This window comes from Salinispora mooreana (genome assembly GCF_000379065.1).
Taxonomy (GTDB): Bacteria; Actinomycetota; Actinomycetes; order Mycobacteriales; family Micromonosporaceae; genus Micromonospora; species Micromonospora mooreana.
Genome location: NZ_KB900614.1, coordinates 4,519,723 through 4,545,365 on the forward strand (window position 1 = coordinate 4,519,723; position 25,643 = coordinate 4,545,365).

23 protein-coding genes and 3 pseudogenes are annotated in these 25,643 nt (G+C 65.4%); 12 read left to right on the top strand and 14 right to left on the bottom strand.

Features of this window, described 5'->3' with window-relative positions; all coding sequences use genetic code 11:
- Nucleotides 1-133: 133 nt before the first annotated feature.
- The 5 genes and pseudogenes from SALPAC6_RS28385 to SALPAC6_RS0121680 all read right to left on the bottom strand — a co-directional run.
- Nucleotides 134-541, bottom strand: a pseudogene (locus SALPAC6_RS28385) (hypothetical protein); the annotation flags it as partial.
- A pseudogene (locus tag SALPAC6_RS29220) lies at nt 481-925 on the bottom strand (transposase family protein); the annotation flags it as partial. The pseudogenes SALPAC6_RS29220 and SALPAC6_RS28385, both read right to left, overlap by 61 nt.
- Before the next feature lie 81 nt (nt 926-1,006).
- Nucleotides 1,007-1,477, bottom strand: coding sequence for a nuclear transport factor 2 family protein (locus tag SALPAC6_RS0121670; protein WP_018255413.1), 471 nt, complete (start codon nt 1,475-1,477; stop codon nt 1,007-1,009).
- Nucleotides 1,474-2,142 (bottom strand): class I SAM-dependent methyltransferase, encoded by a 669-nt coding sequence (locus SALPAC6_RS0121675; RefSeq protein WP_018255414.1) that lies wholly within the window; start codon nt 2,140-2,142, stop codon nt 1,474-1,476. Before SALPAC6_RS0121675 ends, SALPAC6_RS0121670 begins: the two co-directional genes overlap by 4 nt.
- A gap of 43 nt (nt 2,143-2,185) precedes the next feature.
- Complete coding sequence (locus SALPAC6_RS0121680) at nt 2,186-2,947, bottom strand: SDR family NAD(P)-dependent oxidoreductase (RefSeq protein WP_026189948.1); 762 nt, start codon at nt 2,945-2,947, stop codon at nt 2,186-2,188.
- A 135-nt stretch (nt 2,948-3,082) separates the two neighbouring features.
- Between SALPAC6_RS0121680 and SALPAC6_RS0121685 the strand changes: the two genes are divergently transcribed.
- Genes SALPAC6_RS0121685 through SALPAC6_RS0121720 form a run of 8 tightly spaced genes read left to right on the top strand, consistent with a single transcriptional unit; the run spans nt 3,083 to nt 11,464 of the window.
- Nucleotides 3,083-4,339, top strand: coding sequence for a beta-ketoacyl-[acyl-carrier-protein] synthase family protein (locus SALPAC6_RS0121685; protein ID WP_026189949.1), 1,257 nt, complete (start codon nt 3,083-3,085; stop codon nt 4,337-4,339).
- Nucleotides 4,336-5,538 carry a beta-ketoacyl synthase N-terminal-like domain-containing protein gene (locus SALPAC6_RS0121690; protein ID WP_018255417.1) on the top strand — a complete coding sequence of 401 codons (1,203 nt, stop codon included), beginning with the start codon at nt 4,336-4,338 and terminating at the stop codon, nt 5,536-5,538. Before SALPAC6_RS0121685 ends, SALPAC6_RS0121690 begins: the two co-directional genes overlap by 4 nt.
- Nucleotides 5,539-5,567: 29 nt before the next feature.
- Complete coding sequence (locus SALPAC6_RS0121695; protein WP_018255418.1) at nt 5,568-5,810, top strand: acyl carrier protein; 243 nt, start codon at nt 5,568-5,570, stop codon at nt 5,808-5,810.
- A complete protein-coding gene (locus SALPAC6_RS0121700; protein WP_223874318.1) occupies nt 5,786-6,817 on the top strand; it encodes an acyltransferase domain-containing protein in 1,032 nt (343 codons plus the stop codon). The genes SALPAC6_RS0121695 and SALPAC6_RS0121700 overlap by 25 nt, the downstream gene beginning before the upstream one ends.
- Before the next feature lie 3 nt (nt 6,818-6,820).
- Nucleotides 6,821-8,224, top strand: coding sequence for an FAD-binding oxidoreductase (locus tag SALPAC6_RS0121705; protein ID WP_018255420.1), 1,404 nt, complete (start codon nt 6,821-6,823; stop codon nt 8,222-8,224).
- Complete coding sequence (locus tag SALPAC6_RS0121710; protein ID WP_223874450.1) at nt 8,221-9,441, top strand: cytochrome P450; 1,221 nt, start codon at nt 8,221-8,223, stop codon at nt 9,439-9,441. The genes SALPAC6_RS0121705 and SALPAC6_RS0121710 overlap by 4 nt, the downstream gene beginning before the upstream one ends.
- Before the next feature lie 45 nt (nt 9,442-9,486).
- Entirely contained in the window at nt 9,487-11,106 is a 1,620-nt protein-coding gene (locus SALPAC6_RS0121715) for a phenylalanine aminomutase (D-beta-phenylalanine forming) (protein ID WP_018255422.1), read from the top strand.
- Complete coding sequence (locus SALPAC6_RS0121720; RefSeq protein WP_018255423.1) at nt 11,099-11,464, top strand: nuclear transport factor 2 family protein; 366 nt, start codon at nt 11,099-11,101, stop codon at nt 11,462-11,464. The genes SALPAC6_RS0121715 and SALPAC6_RS0121720 overlap by 8 nt, the downstream gene beginning before the upstream one ends.
- Here SALPAC6_RS0121720 and SALPAC6_RS0121725 read toward each other — a convergent pair.
- The 3 genes from SALPAC6_RS0121725 to SALPAC6_RS0121735 all read right to left on the bottom strand — a co-directional run bounded on the left by SALPAC6_RS0121725 (nt 11,448) and on the right by SALPAC6_RS0121735 (nt 15,110).
- On the bottom strand, nt 11,448-12,938 hold the full coding sequence (locus tag SALPAC6_RS0121725; protein ID WP_026189951.1) for a benzoate-CoA ligase family protein: 1,491 nt from the start codon (nt 12,936-12,938) through the stop codon (nt 11,448-11,450). The genes SALPAC6_RS0121720 and SALPAC6_RS0121725 overlap by 17 nt on opposite strands.
- Nucleotides 12,939-13,001: 63 nt before the next feature.
- Nucleotides 13,002-13,235: a hypothetical protein gene (locus tag SALPAC6_RS29515; protein WP_162561507.1), complete on the bottom strand. Its 234-nt coding sequence runs from the start codon at nt 13,233-13,235 to the stop codon at nt 13,002-13,004.
- Nucleotides 13,236-13,691: 456 nt separating this feature from the next.
- On the bottom strand, nt 13,692-15,110 hold the full coding sequence (locus SALPAC6_RS0121735) for an MFS transporter (RefSeq protein ID WP_018255426.1): 1,419 nt from the start codon (nt 15,108-15,110) through the stop codon (nt 13,692-13,694).
- 82 nt (nt 15,111-15,192) lie between these two features.
- Here SALPAC6_RS0121735 and SALPAC6_RS0121740 point away from each other — a divergent pair, with 82 nt between their 5' ends.
- Nucleotides 15,193-15,816: a TetR/AcrR family transcriptional regulator gene (locus SALPAC6_RS0121740; protein ID WP_018255427.1), complete on the top strand. Its 624-nt coding sequence runs from the start codon at nt 15,193-15,195 to the stop codon at nt 15,814-15,816.
- 378 nt (nt 15,817-16,194) lie between these two features.
- Entirely contained in the window at nt 16,195-17,007 is an 813-nt protein-coding gene (locus SALPAC6_RS28390; protein ID WP_080636108.1) for an AfsR/SARP family transcriptional regulator, read from the top strand.
- A gap of 8 nt (nt 17,008-17,015) precedes the next feature.
- On the opposite strand, the gene SALPAC6_RS26530 is transcribed toward SALPAC6_RS28390, so the two are convergent.
- From SALPAC6_RS26530 to SALPAC6_RS0121770, 5 genes and pseudogenes are all read right to left on the bottom strand, one after another.
- Nucleotides 17,016-18,701, bottom strand: coding sequence for an AMP-binding protein (locus SALPAC6_RS26530; RefSeq protein ID WP_018255429.1), 1,686 nt, complete (start codon nt 18,699-18,701; stop codon nt 17,016-17,018).
- Nucleotides 18,702-18,918: 217 nt separating this feature from the next.
- Nucleotides 18,919-19,041: a hypothetical protein gene (locus tag SALPAC6_RS30885; protein ID WP_018255430.1), complete on the bottom strand. Its 123-nt coding sequence runs from the start codon at nt 19,039-19,041 to the stop codon at nt 18,919-18,921.
- 121 nt (nt 19,042-19,162) lie between these two features.
- Nucleotides 19,163-19,990, bottom strand: a pseudogene (locus tag SALPAC6_RS26535) (IS701 family transposase); the annotation flags it as partial.
- 14 nt (nt 19,991-20,004) lie between these two features.
- Complete coding sequence (locus tag SALPAC6_RS0121765; protein WP_018255432.1) at nt 20,005-21,366, bottom strand: alpha/beta hydrolase; 1,362 nt, start codon at nt 21,364-21,366, stop codon at nt 20,005-20,007.
- Complete coding sequence (locus tag SALPAC6_RS0121770; RefSeq protein WP_033666423.1) at nt 21,366-22,061, bottom strand: TetR/AcrR family transcriptional regulator; 696 nt, start codon at nt 22,059-22,061, stop codon at nt 21,366-21,368. Before SALPAC6_RS0121770 ends, SALPAC6_RS0121765 begins: the two co-directional genes overlap by 1 nt.
- Nucleotides 22,062-22,837: 776 nt before the next feature.
- Between SALPAC6_RS0121770 and SALPAC6_RS0121775 the strand changes: the two genes are divergently transcribed.
- Complete coding sequence (locus tag SALPAC6_RS0121775; protein WP_018255434.1) at nt 22,838-23,659, top strand: S1 family peptidase; 822 nt, start codon at nt 22,838-22,840, stop codon at nt 23,657-23,659.
- Between the two features lie 78 nt (nt 23,660-23,737).
- Here SALPAC6_RS0121775 and SALPAC6_RS0121780 read toward each other — a convergent pair whose 3' ends face one another.
- The gene (locus SALPAC6_RS0121780) at nt 23,738-24,328 is read right to left on the bottom strand and encodes a TetR/AcrR family transcriptional regulator (protein WP_018255435.1); all 591 of its coding nucleotides are present in this window, start codon (nt 24,326-24,328) and stop codon (nt 23,738-23,740) included.
- A 93-nt stretch (nt 24,329-24,421) separates the two neighbouring features.
- Here SALPAC6_RS0121780 and SALPAC6_RS0121785 point away from each other — a divergent pair, with 93 nt between their 5' ends.
- Entirely contained in the window at nt 24,422-25,642 is a 1,221-nt protein-coding gene (locus SALPAC6_RS0121785) for an FAD-dependent oxidoreductase (RefSeq protein WP_018255436.1), read from the top strand.
- Nucleotide 25,643 lies beyond the last annotated feature (1 nt).

A 25,643-nucleotide genomic window follows, 5' to 3' on the forward strand; every position in this document is an offset into this window, starting at 1 on the left:
GTCTTCCTCACACAGTGAATCCACAAAGGTGGTGACGCACCGCCGGACACGGTGAGTGGGAGGTGCGCGGCTTCGGCAGACCTCACGATGGCAGCGCAAGGTGAAGGCACGTCTGGAAAAGGGCAAGAAGCAGTCAAGAACCTGCCAGCGAAACAGCATGGCGTGCGACATCACTACCGGCCCGTCCACCTGCCTGCCACGTGAGGTGGTCGCGTTCGGGAACGCTGGGCTCTGATCGAGCAGTTTCGGCATAGGGCCGCGCTGCAGGCACGGGACCACTGTCACGTTCGTGCAGGTGTGCCGCCACGGCGGTGTGGCGGGGCGGGGCGGAGTCGATGTGCCCCCAGTCGGTCTCTTCGACCGGCCGGGCGTCGGTGTGGAGCGCGGCGATGGCGGCTTGAGCCTGAAACTCGCCCAACCGGTCTCGGGCGAGGGCTGCCTGGAGAACCGGGACACCCTCGGCAATCAGGTGGCTCTACCACCGGCCGCGGTCCTGCTCGGCAAGGGGGACAAGCCTGCCGTCGTGGCCGGTCGTGCCGGGCGCGCTTCGGCCTGCCTGTTCACACGGGCCGGGCGGCGCTGGTACCGCTGCTGCACCCCAGGAACCTGGTCGCGGAAGGTGTGGCGGCAGCCGCGTGTGCGGGTACACCAGACGCCGCACCCGCACCCGCACCACCACCCGGCGCCCGTCGACCGGAACATCGGCCACCGTCCGCCAGTGATAGCCATGCACCCGACCCGATCAGGCCCCGCACCTCGAGCAGACCGCGGCGTCCCGCCTCGTCCGGGCCCGCACCACGATTCGTTCACCCTCCTCGGCCACGTCCTCGATAGCCAGCGGAGATAGCCCCGAGAACACCGCCTGTACAAGCTTGTTGGCGTCCTCCTCATAGGAGTAGACGACGCCGCGGCACCCCTCCGTCACTACCGAATGTGAGACAGAGCCGAATGTGAGACAGGGTAGTTCTGTTTACAGCCCCGCGCAAAACCTCCTTCACCTGGCGGGTCATGCCGAGTCGTGCAGCGGGCGGATCGTCGGTGTGGCAAAGACGAGGTCGTCCCGCTGGACCCGACGGTGGCGGATCAGTAGCTGTCCGTCCTGGCGGACGAGCTCGTCCTCGCAGGTGCACAGAAACTCGACGGCCGTCGGCCCGCCGGGTGGTGTGCGGACGATGATCGCGTAGCTGCTGGCGAGGATGGTCCCGTCGGGTTGGGGCCGGATATCGAGCGTGGTCAGGCAGTGGCGGCGAAGAACGTTGTCAGACAGGAGATTCGCGGCGGCGACACCGGCGCCGGCGGTGATGGCGGCGCGCCCGATCTGCGGGGCGGGTCCGGCATTGGTGATGAAGACGCCGTCGTCGGTGAAGTCGCCGGTCCAGTCCTCGACGCGTCCTTCGTCCATGGCGCGCATGTGCCGGGCGTAGAAGGAGGCGATCTCGGCGTGCAGTTCGGGCGACACCTGCAGGGCACTGGTCACGGCAGCGGCCTCCGCGCTGTGAACAGGGCGACACTGCCCCGGATCTCGACGGCATGGCTTGCGAAGTGTGCGTCGAGTGCGTCGTGCAGCATATCGACGGTGTCGGTCTGGTTGTGGAAGGCACCCATGCGCTGGTAGAGGGCGTTGAAGGCGGAGGACAGCAGGGTGGTGGGGGCACCACCGGTGACAACGGTGCTGCCGAACACCACGCCGCCAGGATTGAGCAGCGGCTTCAGCCTGGCGAAGACCTCCTGCTTGCCGGCTGGCGGCTCGGGCAGGCAGTGCAGCACGTAGTTGATGCCGATCGAGTCGAACGGCGCCTGTGGAATCGACGGTAAGTCCTCGAGCAGATCAGCCTGCACGGTAGCCGGGTTGTAGCGGGCGATGCGCTTAGCGGCGAAGACGAGCGGATCGGGATTGAGGTCGAGGAGCGTAATCGTCGGTTGGGACAGCGGAAAGCGGCACCGGTCGAGGTAGTGCCCGGTGCCGGGACCGATGTCGAGATGCCGTCCGGAGACATGGCGGTTGTAGTGTTCCACCAGCCGTTCCGGGGGGCAACGCCACAACAGTCTGTTGGCGGCCTGGACGGTGACGAGATCGTAGCCGTTGAGACGGCTGGTGCGGTAGAACGCCTGGTTGGCGCCGGGTTCCACGTGAGCGGTCATCAGATGACTCTTCTGGTCGCAGGGCTGTTGACGGTCAAAGAAATCAGTAGCTGCCGAGGCCGCCGCAGACATTGAGTGCCTGCGCGGTTACCGAGGCGGCGGCAGGGCCCGCCAGGTAGGCCACCATGGCGGCAACCTCGTCGGGGGTGCTGTAACGGCCGAGCGGAATCTTGGCTTTGAAGTTTGCCAATACCTCGTCCTCGGAAATGCCTTGCAGTTGTGAATAGGACTGCTGGATCGATAGCGCCATCGGCGTGTCGACGTAGCCGGGGCACACCGCGTTGACGGTGGCACCAGTGGGCGCAAGCTCCTTGGCCAAGGCCTTGGTGAACCCGATGACACCAGCTTTGGCCGCCGAATACGGGGTGCCGAACGGGACCCCCTGCTTTCCTCCGGTAGAGGCGATGTTGATGATGCGACCTGTGGTGCTGCGGATACCCGGACATACGGCCAGCACAGCACGGGTCACCCAGAACACGCTGTTGAGGTTGGTGTCGATGACGTCAAGCCACAGTTCGTCGCTGATAGCCGCGACGGGTCCGCCGCCGCTGCGGCCGGCATTGTTCACCAGCACCTCGATCGGACCTTGCTCAGATGCCACGGTGGCCACGAGGGCGCGGACGGCGGAGCGGTCACGCACATCGTTGACGTACCCGACCAAGCCCGGCTCGTCGCCGAGAGCCCTGTCGAGCCTGGCTTGGTCACGGCCGGTGACGACCACCCTAAACCCGGCAGCGTGCAGTTGTCTCGCGCAGGCGAATCCTATGCCGCTCGTTCCGCCGGTGATCAGTGCCACGCCACCCATGAGTCCTCCGCGCATCGCGACCTTCGTGTGCCGTCACAGTGCCCGGGCCGCTTTGACATTCGATCGAGAGAGGTTCGCGCGGCATCGCGAAGCGGTCTGGACGGGAGCTCGAAGCCCGTTGCCCAGAGTGGCCTGGTGCATCGACGAGTCGTAGTGACGGGCATGTCGGTCCTGGCACCAGGATCGCTGGACACCGACGGGTTCTGGGGGATGATCAGCGAAGGGCGGACCGCGATCCGACGGATAAGCGCGTTCGACCCGTCGCAGTTCCGGTCCCAGGTCGCCGGGGAAATCGACTTCGATCCGGCGGCCATGGGCCTCAGCCATCGCGAGGCGCGACGGCTCGACCGAGCGTCGATGCTGGCTGTCGTGTGCGCCCGCCGGGCCGTTGAGCAAGCCGGCTTGGACCACAGCCTCGACCCTGCTCGGCTGGGCGTGTCCGTCGGTAACGCTGTCGGCTCGGCGACCAGCATCGAGCAGGAGTACGTCGTGCTGTCCGACGGGGGCGCGGAATGGTTCGTCGACCAGACCTATCAGTCGCCGCATCTGTTCGACTACTTCACTCCCGGGTCCATTGCCCGAGAGGTCGCACAGACGGTCGGTGCCGAAGGCCCGGTAGGGGTTGTCTCGGCCGGCTGTACCTCCGGGATCGACTCGCTCGGCCACGCGGCGACCCTCATCGCGGAGGGAAGCGCCGATGTCATGTTGGCTGGTGCCACCGACGCTCCGGTCACCCCCATCGCGGTTGCGTGCTTTGACGCGATCCGCGCTACCACGCCCAACAACGACGATCCGGCGGGTGCGGCACGCCCGTTCGATCGGCGCCGCAACGGATTCGCCATCGCCGAGGGGGCGGCCATGCTGGTGCTCGAAGATCTCGAACACGCGCGCGAACGCGGCATCCCTGTTCTGGGCGAGATCGCGGGCTACGGCACGACCTGCAATGCATACCACATGACTGGACTCACCGCCGAAGGCGACGAGATGACCCGTGCCATCGACCAGGCACTAGCCGAGGCGCGGGTCTCGGCGGAGTCGATCGACTACGTCAATGCCCACGGTTCTGGCACCAGACAGAACGACCTACACGAAACCTCGGCCATCAAACGTAGTCTGGGCCAGTACGCCTACCAAGTCCCGATCAGCTCGATCAAATCCATGGTTGGCCATTCTCTTGGCGCGATCGGATCAATCGAGGTGGCTGCCTGTCTCCTGGCCCTGCAACACTCGCTCATTCCACCTACCGCCAACCTGAAAGAGCCGGATCCGAAGTGCGATCTGGACTATGTCCCGCTGGCCGCCCGGGAAGCGGCCCTGCGCACGGTACTGACCATCGGCAGCGGTTTCGGTGGATTCCAGAGCGCCATGGTGCTGCGAAAGGTTGATCTATGAGCCCCACTGGCTGCGCCGTAACTGGCATCGATGTCATCGCTCCGACCGGACTCACTCTCGATGAGTACTGGGGCCGAACGTGTCGCGGTGAATCAGGGATCCGGGTCATCGACGACTTCGACGGCCGCTACCACAACGCGCTGGCCGGTGTGATTCCTGATTTCGTCGCTCAAAAGCACCTTCCGGGACGGCTGATCACACAGACCGACCGGGTCACCCAGCTCGCCCTCGTCGCTGCGGACCGCGCCCTGATCGACTCTGGTGTCGACCTCGATCAGCGGGACCCGTACGACTGCGCGGTGGTGACCTCGAACGCCACCGGTGGCTTTGAGTTCTCCCATCGGGAAATGCAGCGACTGTGGACCCAGGGCCGGGAGAGTGTAAGCGTCTACCAGTGTTTCGCCTGGTTCTACGCAGTGAACACCGGTCAGATCTCGATCCGACACCGCCTACGGGGCCCGGGTTCCGTGCTGGTGGCCGAGCAGGCAGGTGGCTTGGATGCCCTCGGGCACGCCCGCCGGAACATCCGCCGTGGTCGCTGCTCGATGGTGGTCGCCGGCGGGATGGAATCCTCTTTCGACCCTTGGGGTTGGGTGTCGCATCAAGCCTCGGGCAATCTCACTCCAGCTCGTGATCCCGTCGAGGGCTACCTGCCGTTCTCCCCCGCCGCCAATGGATACGTGCCTGGTGAAGGAGGCGCGATGCTCATCCTGGAGGCCGATGATGCCGTCGAACCGGGGCGCGGCTACGGTCATATCGTCGGCTACGCCTCCGGGTTCAACCCTCGCAACGATCCGGCGTACACCCGACCGCTGCGGCGCGTGATCGAGGCGGCGTTGGCCGAGGCAGAGCTGTCCGCAACCGATGTCGACGTCGTGTTCGCCGACGCTGCCGGCACTCGCGCCGACGACGCGGGCGAGGCACTCGCCCTCGCCGAGACCTTCGGTCCGTACGGGATTCCAGTCGCCGCGCCGAAGAGTGGCACCGGGCGACTGATGGCCGGGGCGGGGGCTGTCGACATCGTGTGTGCACTGCTGGCACTACGCGACAACGTGATTCCACCGGCCGTGCACGTTCAGTCCACTGATCTGCCGATTGATCTGGTGTGTGAAACGGCCCGGAAGACCCCGTTGAACACGGCACTCGTGCTCGCCCGTGGAGCGGGGGGTTTCGTCTCGGCCCTGGTGCTTCGCAAGTGATCCGTGAACTTCATGAGAGAGGCAAGAACATGCTGACGAACGACCAACTCCGGGAGACCATGATCGCCAGCGCCGGGGAGGACGAGTCCATCAACCTCGACGACGAGTTCGCGACCAGGCCCTTCACCGAGCTTGGATTCGATTCGCTGGCATTGCTGGAGACCTGCGCCAACCTGAAGCGCAGTTATGGCATCGAAGTTCCTGACGAACTGCTGTGGGAGTTTTCCACCCCCGAAGAGCTCGTGCGATGGGTCAACGGTACAGAATCGTGAGCGGTGAGTCACCTGTCGTATTCCTGCTACCCGGACAGGGCGCACAACATCCGCGGATGGCCGCCGACCTCTACGGTAGTAGCGAGATCTTCACCGCCACTATGGACGAGGCTTTCACCATCCTCGACGACACGGTGCTTCGCGAGATCTGGCTGCGAGCGGACCCGGGGCCGATGTTCCACGACATCACCCACGCCCAACCCCTGCTGTTGTCGGTGGACTACGCTCTCGCCCGAACAGTCATCGCCGCAGGCGTGCGGCCTGACGCCGTGCTCGGGCACTCCGTCGGTGAGATCGCTGCCGCAGTCGTCGCCGGGGTGTTCGACTTTGCCGACGCCCTCTTGCTGCTGGCCACTTTCGTCCGTACCTACCGCCACGCCCCTGCGGGAGGCATGCTCGCGGTGGCCAGCTCCCCGGAAGTGGTTGATGAACGGCTGACCGGAATCCCCGACGTCGTCATCGGTGCGATCAACGGACCACGGCAGGTGCTGGTCTGTGGTGGTCGAAGTGGCCTGACGGCCGCGCGGCGACGGCTGCTTGCCGATGGTGTCACATGTGCGGAAGTCGCCGCACGGCAACCGTTTCATAGCCCGCTGATGAACGACGTCCCAGCGCAGCTCGACGGCGCGTCGCCCGACCCGTACTCGACCATTCGGCCGCGCGCACCTCGAACGCGCATGTACTCGGGGTACCTTGGTGGACCGTTGGACGCGGCGCACGCGACCGACCTTCAATTCTGGCTGTCGCAACCGTCCAGTCCGGTCTACTTCGGGTCGGCACTACGGGCGGTCCTCGCCGGCGGTCCCTGCACTCTGGTCGAGACCGGACCCGGCCAGTCGCTGTCGACGCTGGCCCGTCGTACACCTGCCGTCGCCCGTGGGGAGAGCCGGTGCCTGGCGGCACTGCCTCCCCGGCGGCTTGCGCCCGGAGCCGACACCACCGCCATGGCGGCCATGCTCGATCAGCTCAGCCACCTGACCACTGATGTGCCGACCCGGAAGGACTGACCGATGAACCCCAACGCCGATCTGAACGAGTTGGCGGCCCGGCTGGCCGGGCCGCTCATCCGGCCCGGTGATCCCGGATACGACCGGGCCCGACGTATCTGGAACGGGACGATCGACCGACGTCCGCTCGCCATCGCGAGACCCACCGGGCCCGCCGATGTCCAGACTGCCGTGAACTGGGTCCGGACCAACGACGTTCCGGTTGCTGTTCGCTGCGGTGGCCACTCCATGGCCGGTCACTCGACCTGCGATGGCGGATTGGTCATCGACCTGCGGCTCATGTCGGCAGTCGTCGTCGACCCCGATGCTGAAACCGCCCGTGCTGAGGGCGGCTGTCTGCTGGGCGCATTCGACACCGCGACCCAGGCGTACATGCTGGCCACTCCCGCTGGTGTGGTCTCCCATACCGGGCTTGGTGGGCTCGTGCTCGGCGGCGGCTTCGGCTGGCTCAGCCGAAAGTACGGTTTGTCGATCGACAATCTCACCTCCGCGCAGCTCATCCTGCCCAACGGTGAGCAGGTCACGGCGAGTTCGACCGAACACCCCGACCTGTTCTGGGGACTGCGTGGTGGCGGCGGCAACTTCGGAGTCGTCACCGAATTCCAGTTCGGGTTGCACAAGGTCGGACCGATCCGCTTCTTCTGCGGCTACTTCACCCTCGACAACGCACGCGATGTGCTACGGGCCTGGCGAGAGCGAATGCCGACAGCGCCGGATGAGCTCACCTGGGTGTTCTATCTTCGGCTGGCGCCGCGACTGCCGGAGATCCCGAAGGAACTGTGGGGCACTCCGGTCCTGTGTGCGATGGCTTGCTGGGTCGGGGACCCCAACGACGGCGAGGCCGCCATCGACGAGATCGTGGCACTGGCACCGTGCCACGGCATCACCAGAGCCACCATGCCCTATCGCGGCGTTCAAGCCTACGCCTTCCCGGGTGCCGTCGTTCCCGAAAGGATCTGTACGAAGAGCGGCTACGCCGCAGCTCTGCCCGATGAGTTGATCGACAAACTCCTCCACTACGGGTCGCGGATCACCTCGCCGTTCAGCCAGCTCGAACTGCTGTACCTCGGCGGCGCTGTCGCCCGGGTCTCCGCGGACGAGACTGCCTATCACAACCGCGACCTACCGTACGTGATCAGCTTCGCAGCGGCCTGGAACGACCCGGCCCGCGACGACACCAACACCACCTGGGCCCGCACCGGCTACGCTGACATCAGCGGATATCTATCCGGCGGCTACGTCAACTTCATGAACCCTGAGGAGGGTGGACGGACCGCCGATGCCTACGGCAAGGCCAAGTACGAACGGCTACGGGAAATCAAGGCCCGCTATGACCCGGACAATCTCTTCCGCCTCAACCCCAACATTCTCCCCGCCGCCACCACCAGCTCGGCAGCGGTAAGGTGACGATTCCCGCCGGACATTCGGCAGCAGTGTGCGACTTCCCCGTCGTGCAGCCGGACCGGCTTGCGGTGGAACCGCTCTTCGCCGACCTACGATCCCGCACACCGATCGTCCGGGTCCGGTTGCCGTTCGGTGGAACGGCGTGGCTACTTACCCGCTATCGTGACATCAGGGCCGTGCTCGCCTCAGCACAGTGCTGTCGCGCCGCCACGACCGACCCGGACACCCCGCGCATTCTGCCCCGTGCTGGCGGCGAGGGGCTGCTGATGTCGCTGGACGCGCCCGAACACACCCGCCTGCGAGGGCTGGTGACCGCGTGGTTCACCACGCGACGGGTCGAATCCCTGCGGCCGGCCACCGAACAGGCGGCGCGTCAGCTGATTGCCGACATGCGCGGTACTGGTCGTGCCGACCTTGTCGAACAGTTCTCCCAGAAGCTGTCGGCGACAGTAATCGGCGACCTACTCGGTGTGCCACGCAGCGATCGAGAGACCTTCCAGAGGTGGAGCGAAGCCCTGCTCTCCTCCACCTCATATACACAGACCCAGGTACAGCAAGCCACCGCCGAACTCAACAACTATTTCGGCTACCTCATCGATCAGCGCGACAGTCACCCCTCAGACGATCTCGTCGGGACTCTGGTCCGGAACATGCAGGCCGGGAAACTCTCCCGCCGTGAAGTCCTCGCGCTCGTCACCGATCTACTCGTCGCCGGATTCGAAACCACTGCCGGGCAGCTCACGAACTCCGTGTACACGCTGTCCACCATCCCCGGTGCCTGGGCATGGCTTGCCGCCGATCGCACCCGCATCCCCGCCGCGGTCGAGGAACTGCTGCGTGCCCTCCCACTGGGTGCCGGGGGATTTCGCGCCCGGGTCACCACCGCACCGATCACTCTGGGCGGTGACACCGACCGCCCGACCACCATCCCCGCCGGTCACGTGATTATCGCCCCGACCATCGCAGCCAACACCGACCCCGAAGCATTCGACGAACCGCTCACGATCCGCCTTGACCGGCCGCGTAACCAACATCTCGCCTTCGGCCACGGTGCTCACCGCTGCCTCGGTGCTCCGCTGGCCCGGATGGAACTCACCACCGCGCTCGATGAACTGATTGAGGCATTCCCCTCCCTGACTCTTGCCGCTCCCGAAACAGATCTGCAGTGGAAGTCAGGCCTGCAAATCCGTGGCCCCCGTGCCCTTCCTGTCACCTGGTGACACTCTCCCGCAACACAGACCGCTCGCAGAAAGGCACGTAACCATATGGGATTGACGATCAGACTTCGTGACCGTGTCAGCCTTGGCGAGGTCGCCCGGGCGGCCCTCAATCGGCTACCGGTCGAGCTCGATGAACACTGCTGGCACCGGGTGGCCAAGTCGCGCGCGCTACTGGACAAGTTCGTCGCCGACGGCCGCATCATCTATGGGGTGACCACCAGTGTCGGCGGTTTTGCCCACCGCCTGGTGTCCGCCGAGGACGCCCAGCAACTGCAGGAAAACTTGATCAACGCTGTGGCGACCAACGTGGGGACCTATCTTGACGAGGACACCACCCGGGCGATCATGATCGCCCGGGTGGTGTCGCTGTCCTTGGGTAACTCGGCTATCCAGCCCGAAAACCTCCAGACCTACCTCGCCATGATCAACGCCGATGTGCTGCCCTGCATCCCGGAGAAGGGCTCGCTCGGTACCAGCGGCGACCTCGGCCCATTAGCCTGCATCGCGTTGGTCAGCATCGGCCAGTGGAAGGCGTACTACCGCGGTGAAGTCCTCGACGGCGCTACAGCTCTGCAGCGGGCTGGGATTGCCCCGGCACGGCTGAGCTACAAGGAGGGGCTTGCCATGATCAACGGCACTGCCGGGATGGTGGGGATCGCGCTACTCACCCACCAGTCCGCCTGCCGTCTGGTGGAGCTTTACCACGTGATATCTGCTCTGTCGATCGAGGGGCTGGCCGGCATCGTCGACCCATTCCACCCCCAGGTGCACACGGTCAAACCTCATCGCGGGCAGGCTCGCGCCGCCGACCGCATCCACCGCGCCTTGCGCGACTCCACCCTGGCGCGGTCCGAACGAAGCGTCGAGGCCGCCCTGGCCGCACGACGCGACAACGGCCCGACGGGTACCCACGACACGATGGCGATCGAAGATGCGTACTCGATCCGCTGTACACCCCAGATCCTCGGCCCGATCGCCGACAGTCTGGATTGGATCGGTAACACCATCGAGAATGAGCTCAACGCCACCAGCGACAATCCGATCGTGCTTCCCGATGTAGCGGACATATTTCACAACGGTCATTTCCATGGTCAGTACATCGCAATGGCCATGGACCACCTTGCCATCGCGATGACGACTCTGGTAAATCTGGCCAACCGTCGCGTCGACCGGTTTCTCGACCAGTCCAACAGTAACGGCCTTCCACCTTTTCTGTGTCGGGAGAATCCTGGGCTACGACTGGGGCTGATGGGCGGGCAGTTCATGACCGCCTCGGTGACCGCCGAGACGCGTACCCTCGCCGTGCCGGTCTCCACCCAATCCCTGACCACTACCGCCGATTTTCAGGACATCGTCTCCTTCGGTTTCGTGGCGGCTCGTCGTGCGCGAGAAGTTCTGCGTAACACCGCCTACGTCATAGCGTTTGAGTTGTTGTGTGCCTGTCAGGCCGCGGATATCCGTGGTGCCGAGGGCCTGAGCTCCTGGACACGGCCGCTGTACGAGCGAGTGCGGACGGTGACCCCTTACCTGGATCGCGATCTGCCCCTCACCGAGCATGTCGAGGCACTGGCCGACTTCCTGCTCAGCGAAGAAGCCGCAGATTTCGTCGGCCCGCCCAGCAGCCCCGAGGCGTCTTCCCAAGCCCTCATCACCGACCGTGTCTGACCGGCAGGACGTGCTCGACATTGTGGAGCAATGGCGGCACGCCGAACTGGCCGGAGACTCCGCCGAACTGGCGAAGTTACTGGCTGACAACTTCGTCGGTATCGGCCCCCTAGGGTGGGTGCGCACCAAAGCGCAGTGGCTGAGCAAGTATCGCAGCGGTACGGTTCGGAACGACGCGTTCGAGTTGTTCGACGTCCGGACCTTGGCGCTGGGATCAAGCACTCTGGTGGTTGCTCGTCAGACGCAGCGTGGCGTCAACGGCACCACGGACACCTCCGGCGAGTACCGGTTCTCGCTGACGGTGTCCGAGGGCCGAATCTGCTCGATCCATGTTACCCGCATCATCCCAGCGCCATAGTGGCTTCCCGGCCACGTAACGCGAACCGCTGCACCTTGCCGTTCGGTGCCTTCGGCAGTGACTCGGTCATCTCGAAGTAGTGTGGAACGTGGTCGGGTTGCAACCGCTGTGCGCACCAGCGTCGCAGCTCGTTGACAAGCTCACCGGTGCCGGGTTCCGGGCGAGTAGGTACGACAAATGCCTTGATCCGGTTCATGGTGCCCGTCGCCATTGCGACGACGGCGACCTCGCTGACCGTCGGGTGCGCCACCAACTCGGACTCGATCACATGGGCCGACACCCACATGCCACCGATCTTCATTAGATCATCTAGCCGTCCGAGGTACCGGTATCGGCCGTCAGTGACAGTGAAGCAGTCACCGGTGCGGAACCACTGACCGTGGAACGCCTTCCGGGTCGCATCCTGGTTTCTCCAGTAGCGGTCGAACGTGCTCGGGCCGCGCACCCACAGTTCCCCAGCATCCTCGGGTGCCCCAGGATGCGATCGCAGATCTAGCTCGTAGCCGGGGACCGCGTGTCCCACCGAGCCGGCGACCACGTCTCCCGGCCTGTTGCTGCAGTAGACGTGCAGCATCTCGGTCGACCCGATCCCGTCAAGGATCTCGACTCCGAAGCTTTCGCGCCACCGGTGCCAAATCGGTGCCGCCAGTGGCTCGGCCGCTGACACGCACAGCCGTAACGAACCGAGATCTGCCGTTGGGCCGGCATGCCGGAGCACCGCGTTATACAGCGCCGGCACCGAGAACAGGACTGTCGGATGAAACCGCTCGATGGTACGCAGGATGCCGTCCGGTCCCGGCCTACCGCGCAGGTAGACCACCGATGCGCCGTGCCACAGTGGGAACAGCAGGCCGCCGCCCAGCCCGTAGGCGTGGAACAGCTTCGCGGTGGAGAAGAACACGTCATCTGCCGTCGTACCCAGCACCTGCCTGGCATACCCGTCACAACTACCGGCGACGTCACGGTGTAGATGCACCACTGCCTTGGGCTGTCCGGTGGAGCCGGAACTGTAGAGCCAGAACGCCGTGTCTTCGCCGTCAATCTCTGCCGGTGTGATCTGGCTCGCGAGCCCATCAGGCAGGTCGGCTACAAGTTCGGCACCCGAGACCACCGGGCAGTCGGCGGTCGCACCGTCGCGGTCGGTAACCCAGGCGCGGGCGCGACTGTGGGCAAGCGCGTAGTCGGCCATGTCAGCCCAGGGGTTGAGCATGACCGGAACGACACCGATCCGTACAGCCCCCAGTACTGCGGCAACGCATTCGGCAGAATCGTCCAACTCAACGATGACGCGGTCCTCCCGCCTCAAGTCGAGCGACCGCAGCCGCGCCGCCGCTGTCTGGATCATCCGTAGCAAGCTGCTGTAGCTGACCGGTCCGCCATCGGCATAGATCGCGATGCGGCTGCCTCGCCCGGCATCGACAACCCGATCGACGACAGTTACCAACGGCGCGACGTTCTCTAGAGTCGAATCCACCTCACTAGTAGCCGATAGGCGCTTCGAGACGGGTTCGAAGATCCGTCGAGGCGCCTTTGCTGACTACAAACTCAGCCGGAGGGTCATGCCCAGATGCAGCATGCGCACGGTGGCAACGAACCCGGCCCGGACTCCGGTGCCGAACAGCGTCCGAAGGCCGGCGATGTCATGGCGGATGGTCTTGACGCTGAGGTTGGTGAACGCCGCCAATTCCTCGTCGAGATTCCGGCGACGAGCCCGTGCAGTACACGCAGGCGCCGCGACGGTGACGAGGTACGCACGACGTCGCGCCGCCACGCTGTCGGAGCTGGTACGCGCCGAGACACCTCCGATACCGGCTTCGACACCATGGCGCCGCCGCGGTCGGTGTAGATGGTGTACGGCTCGAACCCGTTACGGCTGATCGCCTCGGCCAGGGCATCGCGGGCTACGACCGCGTCTTCCCCGCCGCGACGAGCCAGCCGGGGACGAAGCGCTCTGCCGGCGCCACTCGCTGCCCTACCAGAACGGAACGGATGGTATCCACGACGCCAACGTCCTGCTGTGGAGGAGCCGGGGTAGTCACCATGCGCACTTTTTGAGTACCGAATGAGCGAACCCCGGCTCGACCAACCAAGGTCACCTACAACATCTAAAGTATGCCTGAGCAGGATTGGCGCCGGCGTCGACAGCAGCGACGCCCCCGGCGCGTCCGGTGCATCCCAGACAGGCCAGACCGTCACTCACCGCACAGAACTCGTTGCGCGGAATGGCTCATTTCCGGTCGCGTTGGGCGGGTAGCACCAGCACGACCACCGCCACGGCAATCATGATCACGGCGATCACGGAGAACGCGCGGCTATTCGCGTCGATCTGAGCAGCCGGGCCGGTGCGGTCCGTGGTCGCGACAGTGACCAGAGCCGCCAGTCCCAGCGCACCGCCCACCTGTTTGGTGGTGTTCATGAGCCCTGACGCCGCGCCTGCGTCCGACGTCGGCACACCGGAGGTGACCGCGGTGGTGAGCGGAGTGTTCAGCAGTCCACTGCCGATGCTGAACACGACGGCTGGGCCGAGGATCCCCGCGAGGTAGCTGCTCTGCACCGTCAGTTGGGACTGCCACCAGAACCCCAAAGCCGCCAGCAACGCCCCCACCATAATGAGGATCCGCCCGTCAACGTGACGCATCAGCCACGGTGTCGCGAGGGCACCTACCACGACCGTCACCACCGTGTGCGGTAAGAACGCCAGCCCGGTCTGCACGGGGCTGTAGGCGAGCGCGTTCTGCATGGACAGCGTGAGGAAGAACCACATCGGGTTGAGACAGGCTCCCGCCAGTAGCATGGCCACGTTGCCCACCGACAGCGACCGAATAGTGAACAGCCGCAGCGGGATCAACGGCGATGCCGCCCAGCGCGCCTCGATCGCGACGAACACCGCCAACAGCACCGAGCCAATCACAAGGCCCGCAACCGCCGACCGCGAGGACCACCCAGCGTCTGCCGCCTCGGCCATTCCGAACGCCAGCCCTCCCAACCCGGCTGTGGCCAGCACCGCCCCGGCCACATCCGGTCGTGGACCTGCCGCCTCGGTACGGTCGGCAACCACATGACGCACCGTGAGGATCGCCACCACCACCCCGATCGGCACGTTGATCAACAACGTCGACCGCCACGACAGGTACTCCGTTAGCACGCCGCCTGCCAGATTGCCTGCCGTGCCTCCGGCGACACCGACGGCGGTCCAGGTCGCCAACGCCCGCGTCCGCACCCGCCCTTCCGGGAAGGTCGCGGTCAGAATCGTCAGCGTCGCCGGTGCCAGCACCGCAGCCCCCAGCCCCTGCACGGCCCGCGCGGCAACCAGCGCCGTCGCTGAATTGGCTAGGCCTCCGACGAGACTCGCGCCGGCGAACAGCGCCAACCCGATCAGAAAGATCCGGCGGCGGCCACACCAGTCGGCCAGCCGTCCGCCAAGCAGGAGAAACCCGGCGAAGGTCAACGCGTAGGCGTTTACCACCCACTGCTGACTGGTTTCGTCGAACCCCAGCGCATCGCGGATCGACGGTAGCGCGACGTTCACCACCGAAATGTCGAGTACCACCATGAACTGTGCGCAGCACGCCACTGCCAGCACGATCTTCGCTGATACCCCACTGAGACCGGCATCGACGTCACCGGGAACCTTATGCTGCGCCATGCCCACTCCGTAATGATACAGATGTATCATGGAGAAGGCTACCACAGCGAAATCGATAGCGGACGCAACGAAAGGGGCCCCAGTGCCCAAAACCGCCGACTACACGCTGCGACGAACACAAATCGCCGATGCCCTCGTCCGCCTGGCCGGCCGAGAGGGACTGCACGCCGTGACGATGCGGTCAGTAGCCGCGGAGGCGGGCGTGTCACTCCGGCTGGTGCAGTACTACTTCCAGAACAAGGAACACCTGCTGATCGGTGCGCTGCGGCACCTGGAACGGCAGAGTCACCATCGTTGGGAGCAACGCCTGTCCGGGCTGCCCGACCCGCCACCGCCGCGAGCGGTCGTCGAAGCATTTCTGCTCGAAGCCCTGCCCACCGACGACCCCAGCCGCGTCTTCCATCTGGTCGGCACGTCGTACGCCGTCCTGGCGATGACTGACCCCCAGGTCGCTGAGCAGCCCTTCATCCGTGGTGTTGACCGCCTGGAACAACAACTCACCGACACCCTGACCCGCGCGCGCACCGCCGGTACCCTGGCCCCCGATGCGGACCCAGCCCTCGAAGCGACCCGGCTGATCGCCCTGACCAATGGTCTCGGCACCAGCCTCCTGGTCGGCCAACGCACATCGGAAGAAGCCACCGCGGTGCTGCGATATCACCTCAACCGCCTCTTCGTCGAAGAAACAGATATTGAAGGGATATGACAAACGCCAAGCATGGTAATGTGAAATTGCACACAGGGATACTCGCCGGGCTCGGACCGGCAGCGGACCCGCCGTCGCAGCAGTCCTGCGCAACACCGTGATGGATTTCACCATGGCAATGGTGTGACCAGCATTGGCGGGGCAACCCGCCCCGCCAACCACTGCCCAAGCCGCGACCTCATCACCACCGCGATCAGCAGCTAACTCGCTGCGCACTGGCCCTGGGCGAGCATCAGGGCATGCCATTCTAGCGCGCACCCGGAGACGGCGTCCGGAACTGGCCGTCATGCCGCGAACAGGGTTGCGGAAAAGTAGTCGAAGCAGGACAGTCAGTGAGGGCGCTAGAAGCGATCTTTCGGGCCGTAGGGGGTTCGGGCAATGTTGTACGATGAGGGTCTGGCGGCGCAGCCAGGGAGGCTGACCGTCCAGTTGCTGGGACCTGTGCGACTCGGAGCGCGGCAGGCAGATATCATACTTCCACCCAAAGTTCGCCAGGTATTGGCCGTGCTCGCCCTGCGGTCGGGGTCAGTGGTCACTCACAACACCTTAATCACCGAACTGTGGGGGGAGAACCCGCCACGCAGTGCGACAACCACAATGCAGACCTATATCTACCAACTTCGCCAAGCTGTCAACCAACTTGGTGACGACGGCCAGGAATTCGATGCACTGAGAACCGTTTCCCCCGGATATGCGCTAAAGGGCGAATCTATTGAAATAGATATAGATCGTTTTCGTGCATTGATAAAGAGGGCGAGGGTGCACCTGCATGACAGCCCTGAACTCACGATCTCACTGACCCGGCAGGCCTTACAGCTGGTTAGAGGTGATCCCCTGATGGACATCACCCTTGGACAGGCCCTTATCGGCAGCGCCGTGCGGCTGCGCGAAGAAATCATGAACACGCGGCAGCTGGTGATCGATGCTGAGATTCGGCTTGAGAGATACAGTGAGGTAATCGGCGAGCTTTACGAGCTGTGCACTCGGTACCCATTGCGGGAATGGTTCTACTATCACCTGATAGATGTGTTGACTCGGACGGGGCGGCGGGCTGAGGCGCTGGCGATCTACGCGGACCTAAGCCGCCGCCTGCGCAGCGAGCTGGGGGTCGATCCGTCGCAGCCGCTCAAGAGGCTCTACCTACAGATTCTCAACGGCGACGAGAGATCAGAACTCACCGTCTTCCGGTAGACACGGTCTCACGGCGAGTGGATCACCGCAGGGTCCTCGCCACGGATGACGAGGTCAACCAGTTCCGGGCGCTGAGCCCGGACCCGGGCCTGGTTGATGTACCCCTTGTCGGTGATCTCCCCGGAGGCCAGTTCCGGGGGCGTTGGTGCGATCACGACCCGGGCGATCCGTTGTGAGTTCCCACAATCTGCTGCGGCTGCGGAGAGCGCTGCCCTTAGTTTGTCCTTGGTGGATGATGTTAGCGAACAATCGCCTTCGAGCCAGAGTATCGCCGAGACCGCGTCGGTGTCATGGCCACACAGCACGACATGACGGATCAGACCGTCACCGGCCGCGAGCAGCTTTGACCGCACTCTGGCCGTGTTGACGAAGGTGCCCGAGGACAGCTTGAAGTTTTCGGCGAGCCGGCCGTCGAAATGTAGTCCGGCACCGGCGTCGTGAGCATCAACCAGGGTGGCGGCATCCCCGGTGCGCAGCCACCCAGCGTCGTCCACTGCCGGTATCTCGCCGTTGAGGGTGAGGTACCGGTCGGCCACGTTCGGGCCGCGCACGTACATTTCGGTTGTGGGGGCAGCGGTGTCAGGTCGGCGTAGAGCCACCTCGATTCCGGGAAGTGGTACACCAATGTTTCCCGGGTCGTTGGTTGGGAAGTACGCGGAAGTGCAGGCGGGACTCGTCTCGGTCATTCCCCATGAGGAGGTGAAAAAGGTCGTCGAGTCATAGCGGCCGGCCATCTCCTGTAACCGCTTCCACACCCCCGGGTCCATCGCGGCACCCGCACAACAAAGCAATCGGACGTGACCGAAGAACCGTCGCGCCGCCGCTGGATCGCGTTCCAGGTGGTCAGCCAGACGGGAGTAACCCAGGGGTACGTTTAAATATAGGTTAGGGCGAGCGTCATTGAGATTTCGGACGGTTTGGCCGATTGTGTCCGGAGTGCCGCTGTCCAGCCAATAGGTACCACCATTGGCTAGGACGAGATTCAGATTATGATTCGCGCCGAAAGTGTGGCTCCACGGTAGCCAGTCGAGCATGATCGGAGGCTCGAGGGTGAGGAACGGCCAGACCTGGCGAAGCTGCTGCTGATTGGCTGACAACATGGCGTGCGTGTTGACAACCCCCTTCGGCGTTCCCGTTGAACCGGAGGTGAAGAGAATCTTCGAGATCATTTCTCCACGCAGGTTGCGCCGTGCCTCGTCCACCGCAGGTGTAGGCGGAGCGGCGAATTGCGGGAGGGGGGTCATACCTTCGACCTGAGTGACGGTAAGACATATGCGGGCGCCGATCGCCTGTACGGCGGGTAGATATTCTGCGGAATCAGCGAACACGACCTCGGGGCGAACGATCGAGGCCAAGGTCAGCAACTGGGACAGGTTGGCGGCCTTGATCGAATATGCAGGGCTGATCGGCACCACCGGCAGTCCGATCGACTGGGCCGCCAGGCTTACGACCAGATGACCCACGCTCGGGCCCGACACAATAGCTACTGCGCCGGTGACCCCGCTGTCCAACAGACCTTGCGCGAGCCCGTCCACCATATCGCCTATCTCGCCCCACGTGTACCGCCGCCAGCCGGTTCCATTCGGCACCACAAGGAGCGGCCGGTTCGGATGACTTCGGCGGCCGTCATTGAAGGAGTGCACGATGCTGACCGGGTGCGAGGCCAGGGGCTGCTCCGAACGCAGGACAAGCACATCTCCATCGTCAGTTGACAAGGAACGGATACATGGCGACGGCAGAAGGGCTTGGTAGTCCATTTCACAAGCGTTCCCCGCTCTGATCGAGAAAGTTTCCAAATATCTTCGAGTGAGCGTGGAGTTGGTCGGTGCAGCAGACCCCGGTCGATCATGCCCGCTCGCTGCTCAGTTCGGCGGCTATTGCCGTGGCTCTCGGTAGCCTGTGGGCGGTCATCTACTGGTGCAGCACGATCCCGTCGCGTCTGACGTATAGCTGGCGACGGCGTACCGCGTTGCCCGCGTCGTTCAGCTCGTAGCCCTCCAGCCACACCCAGCCGTCGTAGGGTCGGCCGATCAAGGCCCCGGATCACCCGAACCGTGATCGGGCGAACGAACTGTGGAGAGGCACGTCGGTCCAGGCGGATCGCGTCCCCCGCCCCCGGCCTGTGACCGGGCGCCGCCGGACTAGTAGTGCTTTGTCAGGTTGGGGTGAGGGTGACGTGGCGGTGCCAGCCGGTCCAGGAGCGGCCTTCGAAGTGGTCGAGGCCGAGGGCGGTGTTGAGCTCGCGGTAGTCGTGTTCGATGCGCCAGCGGCTTTTGGCGAGGCGGACCAGTTCGGCAAGCGGTGTGTCGGCGGGGAGGTCGGACAGCCAGTAGTCGCTGGGTTCGTCCTGGCCGGGGGGCCATTGCACGAGTAGCCAGCATTCGGGCAGGACCCCGTCGTCGCCGCGGTGGGGTCCGCGTCGGACGGCCCGGCCGGCGGGACGCACCCGCAGGGCGAAGAAGTGCCCGGATAGTTCACCGGCGGGCTGGTCCGGGTCGCGGTCGGGTGTGGGTAGCCGGGCGCGCCAGCGCACTAGCGTCGTGGCGTCGGCGCCGTGGGTGAGGGCGAGGTGTTTCAGGCTGCGGGCCGGGTGGGGGTAGCGCGGTGTGGGGTGTGGGCCGACACCGGCGTAGGGGACCTGCACCGGTTGGGCGTCGCCGGGTTGCGCGGTGGTCGACGACGTGGTGGCCACGATGTAGGCGATGCCGCGTTCGGTCAGGCCCTGGCGGAACTCGGCGACCTGGCCGTAGCCGGCCAGCCGCCAGTTCAGCACCGCCGACGCCGTGTCGGTCGCCGCGTGAACCGTGACGGCGATCTGGCAGTTGGCGACCTTTCCCAGGGTGCCGGAGTACTGCCGAGCCACGCATGCCGACGCCTTGCCGTCCTTTGGGATCCCACTGTCGTCGACCATTCACCTGCGGCGTTACCACGTCGACCGCAGCCGTCGCCGCACACCAGCGACGTACCACGTGGACGAGGAGACTCTCCGGGCTGAAGTCACCTGGCAGATGTATCAGGCGCCGCGCACCGAACCGTCCGGTCCAGGAACTGTCGGATCTGACTATTCTTCCATTGGGCGATCCCGATACCGGACGCGTCGCCGAGTTGTCCCAACCATCGCAGAATTGGTAGTACGACCGTAGCGTCATGGAAGTCCAGGTGCTTTGCCCCGGGTGCTGTCAATTCGTGGAACTCGGCCTGTGCGGTGTCCCGTGCGACATCGTTGCTGCCAGAGTTCAACTCACTGTAGATCATCAGGTACGGAACGCTGAGTGGGTCGTGAGGGCGTTCACCGTAGAGTCCTCCGTCGATGTTGATGGCTACGGTGCACCGGTCGTCGATCTTGCTGAGCTCGCTGGCGACCGCCCCACCCAGAGATAGCCCCATCGTGGCGATCGGCCGTCCTGACCCCAGTTCGCCGGTGGGATACCCGGGAATAGTGGCCAGGATGGTGGGAAGCCGGTCAAGCACATGCTGTGAGTCTTCGGTACGTCGGGCAACGACGGTAGCCGTGCCGGTGCTCAACCGGTAGAGCTCCGCAGAGATTCGGGCGCGCTCGGATCGGGTCAGCTTACCCCGCAGCTCGCGGTTGATCTCCTGGGCCCGTCTGGCTGTGGCCGGGGCGACAGCCGCGTCTGCCTCCTCCAGCTCGGCACGCTGATCGATGTGCCTGACACTCACCACGACATAGCCGTGGCTTGCCAACGATTCCATCAGGAGCGAGTTCTCCGCGGTGATGGACACGAGCCCGGGCTGGTAGAGGACTACCGGTGCGGTAGTAGCGTGTCGATCGGCCTGGGCGCCACGAATCGCATGCGTCCGTACCTGCTTCAGGTAGCCGGCGAGGCGCCGTAGCCCGGAGGGAATCCCGGGAGCTTCGTGGAATTCGGACCACAGGGCTTCACCTTCCGAATGTCGTTGAGCCAGGTTTGCCTCCGCCGGGTACCACATGGTGACGAAGAGTCGCCTGCGTCCCATGCGTGGTGCCGTCCTGACGTCACGTTCCTCCGTTGTCGTGATCACGCCGACCCCGAACGGGCCGTCGGGCAGCGGGAGGCGTGGAATGGGAAAGCCAACTACCAACGCGGCAGACGTTATCGACAACAACAGGGCGACCAGCCCGCCACCGATGTGTACGCCAACGGGTAGTTCTGTGACGACAGCGACGCAAAGCCAGGCGACGGCGAGGTAGGCCGGCGCCATCTGCCACCGGGCGCGGTTGTTGACCAGGCGGAGGATGCTGAGTGCGGTCACCGCGACGATCGCCGGCAGCGTCACGCTCGTCGGAGCGGCAAAGAGGATCAGCGTTGTGGTGAGGGCGGTAGCAGTCAGAATGGCGCGTTCGACAAAGGTCCACATCATCGATTCCCCCTGTACGACAAGCCCGAGACGCGGGCGACACCGAGGTAGCCACATACGAAGTCGGCGAGTTCCTCGGCGAACTCGTCGGCATCGGTGGGAAGGTCCCAGCCGGACATCCCCTCTGGGTGAAGCAGACGTCCCAGAAACATCATGTTGAAGAAGTACGCAGCCATGCTGGCCGCTCGGGTCAAGTCCGAGTGGCGTATCTCGTCGGCGTGACTCTGTAGCAGTGAGCGAATGCCGGACACGGCAGCTTCCTCCTGGCGCCGCCAGTGCTCGTCGAGCAGGTCCGGGTGCAAACGAGACTGGAGGTAGGCAGGTCGCATGACATGGCGCAGGTCGTCGGATTGACGCCACGCCGCGCGGCCGACGTGGACGAGTGCCTCGCGCAGCGAGGTGCGGCTGCTCGGCTCGGGGTTGTCCCGGGAGAAGTCGTCCCACCATTGTGTCACTCGGCGCAGGTACAGGGCGACGAGGATGGCGACCGCGGCGTTCTGATTGTCGAAACGCTGGTAGATCGACGCCACGGACACGCCGGCCCGGTTGGCGATCTGCGCGACGCTGATCTCGTCGAAGTTCTCTTCATGAAGCAGTTCGTCCAGCGCGGCGATGAGCCTGTCCCGGGTCTCGCGGGAGCGCCGCTGCGTGGCGGGTTTGGTGCCGGGCGGCGCACCGTCCACAGAACTAAACATGACTCAGGTTTACCTTATCTCTGGACGAATCTCAACCGACTCGCCTAGCCAGTAGTTCGAGGTTGCGGTGGAAGCCGGGTGCTCGGCGTGTACCACCCGAAGCCGGCTCGCGAGAGCGAGATCCGCGGCCTCTCGTGCCGCCCCGGCCGCCGCAGTAGGCCGCCAGTAGTAGTAGCTCGACCGGGGCGCCCCGACTACTTGACACAACCCCTTCACGCCGTGGCGCTGCTGATGGTTGGCGACGAACCGGGGAGCGGTGCGCCCGCGCGTGCTTCGACGTCGAGATCCGCAAGGTCGTCTGCTCGACGAACGCGATCGAGAGCGGGATCGCCCGAACCCGCCGGGCCGTGCGGGCCCGCGGGCGCGCCGTCACCCTCGTCGCTGGTGTGGCAGCCGCATCAGATGGTCGCCTCGACGCACCGACTCCCTGCGAAGTCAACCAATTGCCGTAGCGCGGCGAGGTTCGTCAGCCAGACCCACCACCAGAGGCGCCACCGCATCGTCGGTCATCTCGCAGGGCCGTGGCTCGTCCTGTGTGAACGCGTTGAGGTCGGAGTGACCACTGAGATTGAACGACGCTCCGCAATCGGTGGCGGGCCGAAGCGGCCGGCTTGGCCGCCAGTTTGGTCTGGCGGGCGAGGCCGTGAGGCGGCGGTGGCACGTGCCGCGCTGTGGCATGCCGTATGGCGCTTCCGCTATATCGAACATCGCACATGCTCAGCTAGTATCTATCTATATCAATGGATGGCGGTGTCGCCACAACCCAGGAGTGTGAGATGGTCAGAAGACAACTGTTGCGCGCGTTCGGCGCCCTGCTGGCGGCGATGCTGGCAGCGGCCGGGGTGCAGATCGCCACCGGTGCGCCGGCTGCCGCGGCCCAGACGGTCGACTACGACGCGAGCCGGGCCGGCGAGTTCCGTACGAACTTCGACCAAGCGGCCCAGGCTGATGCCGATGTCACGCCGTTCGTGGTTGGCGGCCGGCCGGCGACCGAGAACTATTCGTGGCTGGTCTACACCTCTGGCTGTACCGGCACGTTGGTCAAGTCGGACTGGGTCGTCACGGCGCGGCACTGCCCGACACCGTCCTCGGTCCGTGTGGGTAGCGTCAACCGCACCAGCGGTGGCACGGTCGTCGGGGTCCGTCGCGCCGTCAACAATCCCACGATCGACGTCAAGCTGTTGCAACTGTCCAGTGCGGTCTCGTATGCCCCGGCCCCGATCCCGACGACGTCTGGGGAGGTCGGTACCGCTACCCGGATCATCGGCTGGGGTCTGACCTGTCCGTTCCGGGGCTGTGGTTCGACGCCGACGGTCGCGCACGAGCTGGACACGTCGATCCTGTCGGACAACCGGTGCATCGGCATCAACGGCCCGTACGAGATCTGCACCAACAACACGAACGGTGACTCGGGCGCCTGCTATGGCGACTCGGGTGGCCCGCAGGTTCGTCAGATCGACGGGGTGTGGCACGTGGTCGGTGCCACCAGTCGGTCGGGCAACAACCACCCGATCTGTGCCACCGGCCCATCGATCTACGGTGACCTGTCGTCGATCCGTTCCTGGATCGACACCCAGGTCGGCGGCCTTCCCGCCTGAGCTCTCCCTGAAGGGCCCCGGTCAACACCCAGCGTTGACCGGGGTGCCCCGGCCGTCAGCTATGGCGGGATGAGGCGCTCACCTCGGTTCGAAGACGCCCGCGCGAAGGGCTGCGGTGGTCGCGGCGGCAGTACGTCGGGCAAACTCCTCATCTATGGGTTCGTCGACAACGAGCAGCCGCAGGAAGAGGGGCGCGCCAAGGGCCTCGATCGCGGCCCCGGCATCGGTGCCCCGAGGCAGTTCGCCGCGGGCGATGGCGTGATCGACGACGGCCTCGGCCAGGCGGAACCGTTCGGTGAGGAAGCCGCGGACGACCTGCGCGGCGCGCGGGTTGCGGGGTGCGGACGTGGCAAGGGCTGTGATCAGCTCGCCCGGTTCGCCGGTCATGCCGCGCCGGATCAGCAACGCCAGTTCTTCGAGGTCCGTGCCGAGGTCGCCGGTGTCCGGGATCGGGACGACCTCACTGGCGTACTGGCTTAGCAGGTCACCGAGGACGCCTTCCAGGTCGGTCCATCGGCGGTAGACCGATGTCTTGTTGACGCCGGCTGCCTGGGCGATCCGTTCGACGGTCAGTTCGGCGTACCCGTCGGCGAGGAGGCCGCGGGCGGCCGTGAGGACTGCGGCCCGGACGCGGGTGCTGCGTCCGCCCGGGCGCTGGCCGACAGGCATCGGACACCTCCTTTAACGCAACGACTGTTGCGTTGCAGCTTGCCATTATGGCAGACTCAAAAAGCAACACTAGTTGCAATTAGGGGAGGACCCATGAAGACCACCGTTTGCGTCGTCGGCGGCGGACCCGCAGGGCTCGTCCTGGGGTTGCTGCTCGCCCGGCAGGGAGTGGCGGTCACCGTGCTGGAGAAGCACGCCGACTTCCTCCGGGACTTCCGGGGCGACACCGTGCACCCCTCCACACTGAACATGCTCGACGAGATCGGGCTTGGCGAACGGATGGCGGCGCTGCGCGGGCGCAAGGCCGGCGCGTTGCGCGCCACCTTCGACGACGGCACGTACGCCATCGTGGACTTCACGCGCCTGCCGGCGCCCCACAACTACCTGTACTTCGTCCCCCAGTGGGACTTCCTGGAAATGCTCGCGACCGAGGCGGCGAGACTCCCGACCTTCACGCTGCTCCGCTCCACCACCGTGACGGGCCTGCTCCGCGACGCGTCCGGCGCCGTCGCCGGCGTCCGGGCCGTGGGTCCGGAGGGCGAACTGGAGATCCAGGCGTCGCTCACCGTCGCCTGCGACGGCCGCGATTCGGCGGTACGCCGGGAACTCGGCCTGAAGCCCGTCGAGTACGGCGCACCCATGGACGTACTGTGGTTCCGGATCTCGCGCTACGCAGACGACGGCGACGGCCTGGCGATGCGGATCGGCGCCGGAGGGCTGATGCTCGCCGTCGACCGCGGCGACTACTACCAGTGCGCTTACGTCATCGCCAAGGGCGGCTACGACAAGATCCGCGCAGCCGGGCTGGAGGCGCTGCGGGAGCAGGTGACCCGGCGACACCCGACCCTCGCCGACCGGGTCGGCGAGCTCGCCACCTGGGACGACGTCAAACTGCTGACGGTGAAGGTCAACCGGCTGGAGCGGTGGCACGCCCCCGGCGCGCTGCTCATCGGCGACGCCGCGCACGCCATGTCCCCGATCGGCGGCGTCGGCATCAACCTGGCCGTACAGGACGCGGCGGCCGCCGCCCGGATGCTGGGTCCACAGCTCGCCACCGGACAGCCAGTGACCGAAGCGGACCTCGCCGCGGTGCAGAAGCGCCGGCGCTGGCCGGCGGTGGTGACGCAGAACATCCAGCGCGCCGCGCAGCGGCGCGTCGTCGACCCTCTGCTGCACACCACCGGCCGGATCGAGGCCCCGGCGCCGATCCGCCTGCTGCAGCGGATCCCGGCGCTGCAAGCCCTTCCCGCCCGGCTCGTCGGCATCGGCCTACGCCCCGAGCACCTACGCTGCCTCCCCACCGCAGCCAGCTGAA

Coding starts and splice junctions, on each gene's coding strand:
- SALPAC6_RS0121675 (WP_018255414.1), bottom strand. CDS start 2,142: ATGACCGCTCACGTGGAACCCGGCGCCAACCAGGCGTTCTACCGCACC.
- SALPAC6_RS0121680 (WP_026189948.1), bottom strand. CDS start 2,947: ATGGGTGGCGTGGCACTGATCACCGGCGGAACGAGCGGCATAGGATTC.
- SALPAC6_RS0121690 (WP_018255417.1), top strand. CDS start 4,336: ATGAGCCCCACTGGCTGCGCCGTAACTGGCATCGATGTCATCGCTCCG.
- SALPAC6_RS0121695 (WP_018255418.1), top strand. CDS start 5,568: ATGCTGACGAACGACCAACTCCGGGAGACCATGATCGCCAGCGCCGGG.
- SALPAC6_RS0121700 (WP_223874318.1), top strand. CDS start 5,786: ATGGGTCAACGGTACAGAATCGTGAGCGGTGAGTCACCTGTCGTATTC.
- SALPAC6_RS0121705 (WP_018255420.1), top strand. CDS start 6,821: ATGAACCCCAACGCCGATCTGAACGAGTTGGCGGCCCGGCTGGCCGGG.
- SALPAC6_RS0121715 (WP_018255422.1), top strand. CDS start 9,487: ATGGGATTGACGATCAGACTTCGTGACCGTGTCAGCCTTGGCGAGGTC.
- SALPAC6_RS0121735 (WP_018255426.1), bottom strand. CDS start 15,110: ATGGCGCAGCATAAGGTTCCCGGTGACGTCGATGCCGGTCTCAGTGGG.
- SALPAC6_RS28390 (WP_080636108.1), top strand. CDS start 16,195: ATGTTGTACGATGAGGGTCTGGCGGCGCAGCCAGGGAGGCTGACCGTC.
- SALPAC6_RS0121765 (WP_018255432.1), bottom strand. CDS start 21,366: ATGTGGACCTTTGTCGAACGCGCCATTCTGACTGCTACCGCCCTCACC.
- SALPAC6_RS0121770 (WP_033666423.1), bottom strand. CDS start 22,061: ATGTTTAGTTCTGTGGACGGTGCGCCGCCCGGCACCAAACCCGCCACG.
- SALPAC6_RS0121775 (WP_018255434.1), top strand. CDS start 22,838: ATGGTCAGAAGACAACTGTTGCGCGCGTTCGGCGCCCTGCTGGCGGCG.
- SALPAC6_RS0121780 (WP_018255435.1), bottom strand. CDS start 24,328: ATGCCTGTCGGCCAGCGCCCGGGCGGACGCAGCACCCGCGTCCGGGCC.
- SALPAC6_RS0121785 (WP_018255436.1), top strand. CDS start 24,422: ATGAAGACCACCGTTTGCGTCGTCGGCGGCGGACCCGCAGGGCTCGTC.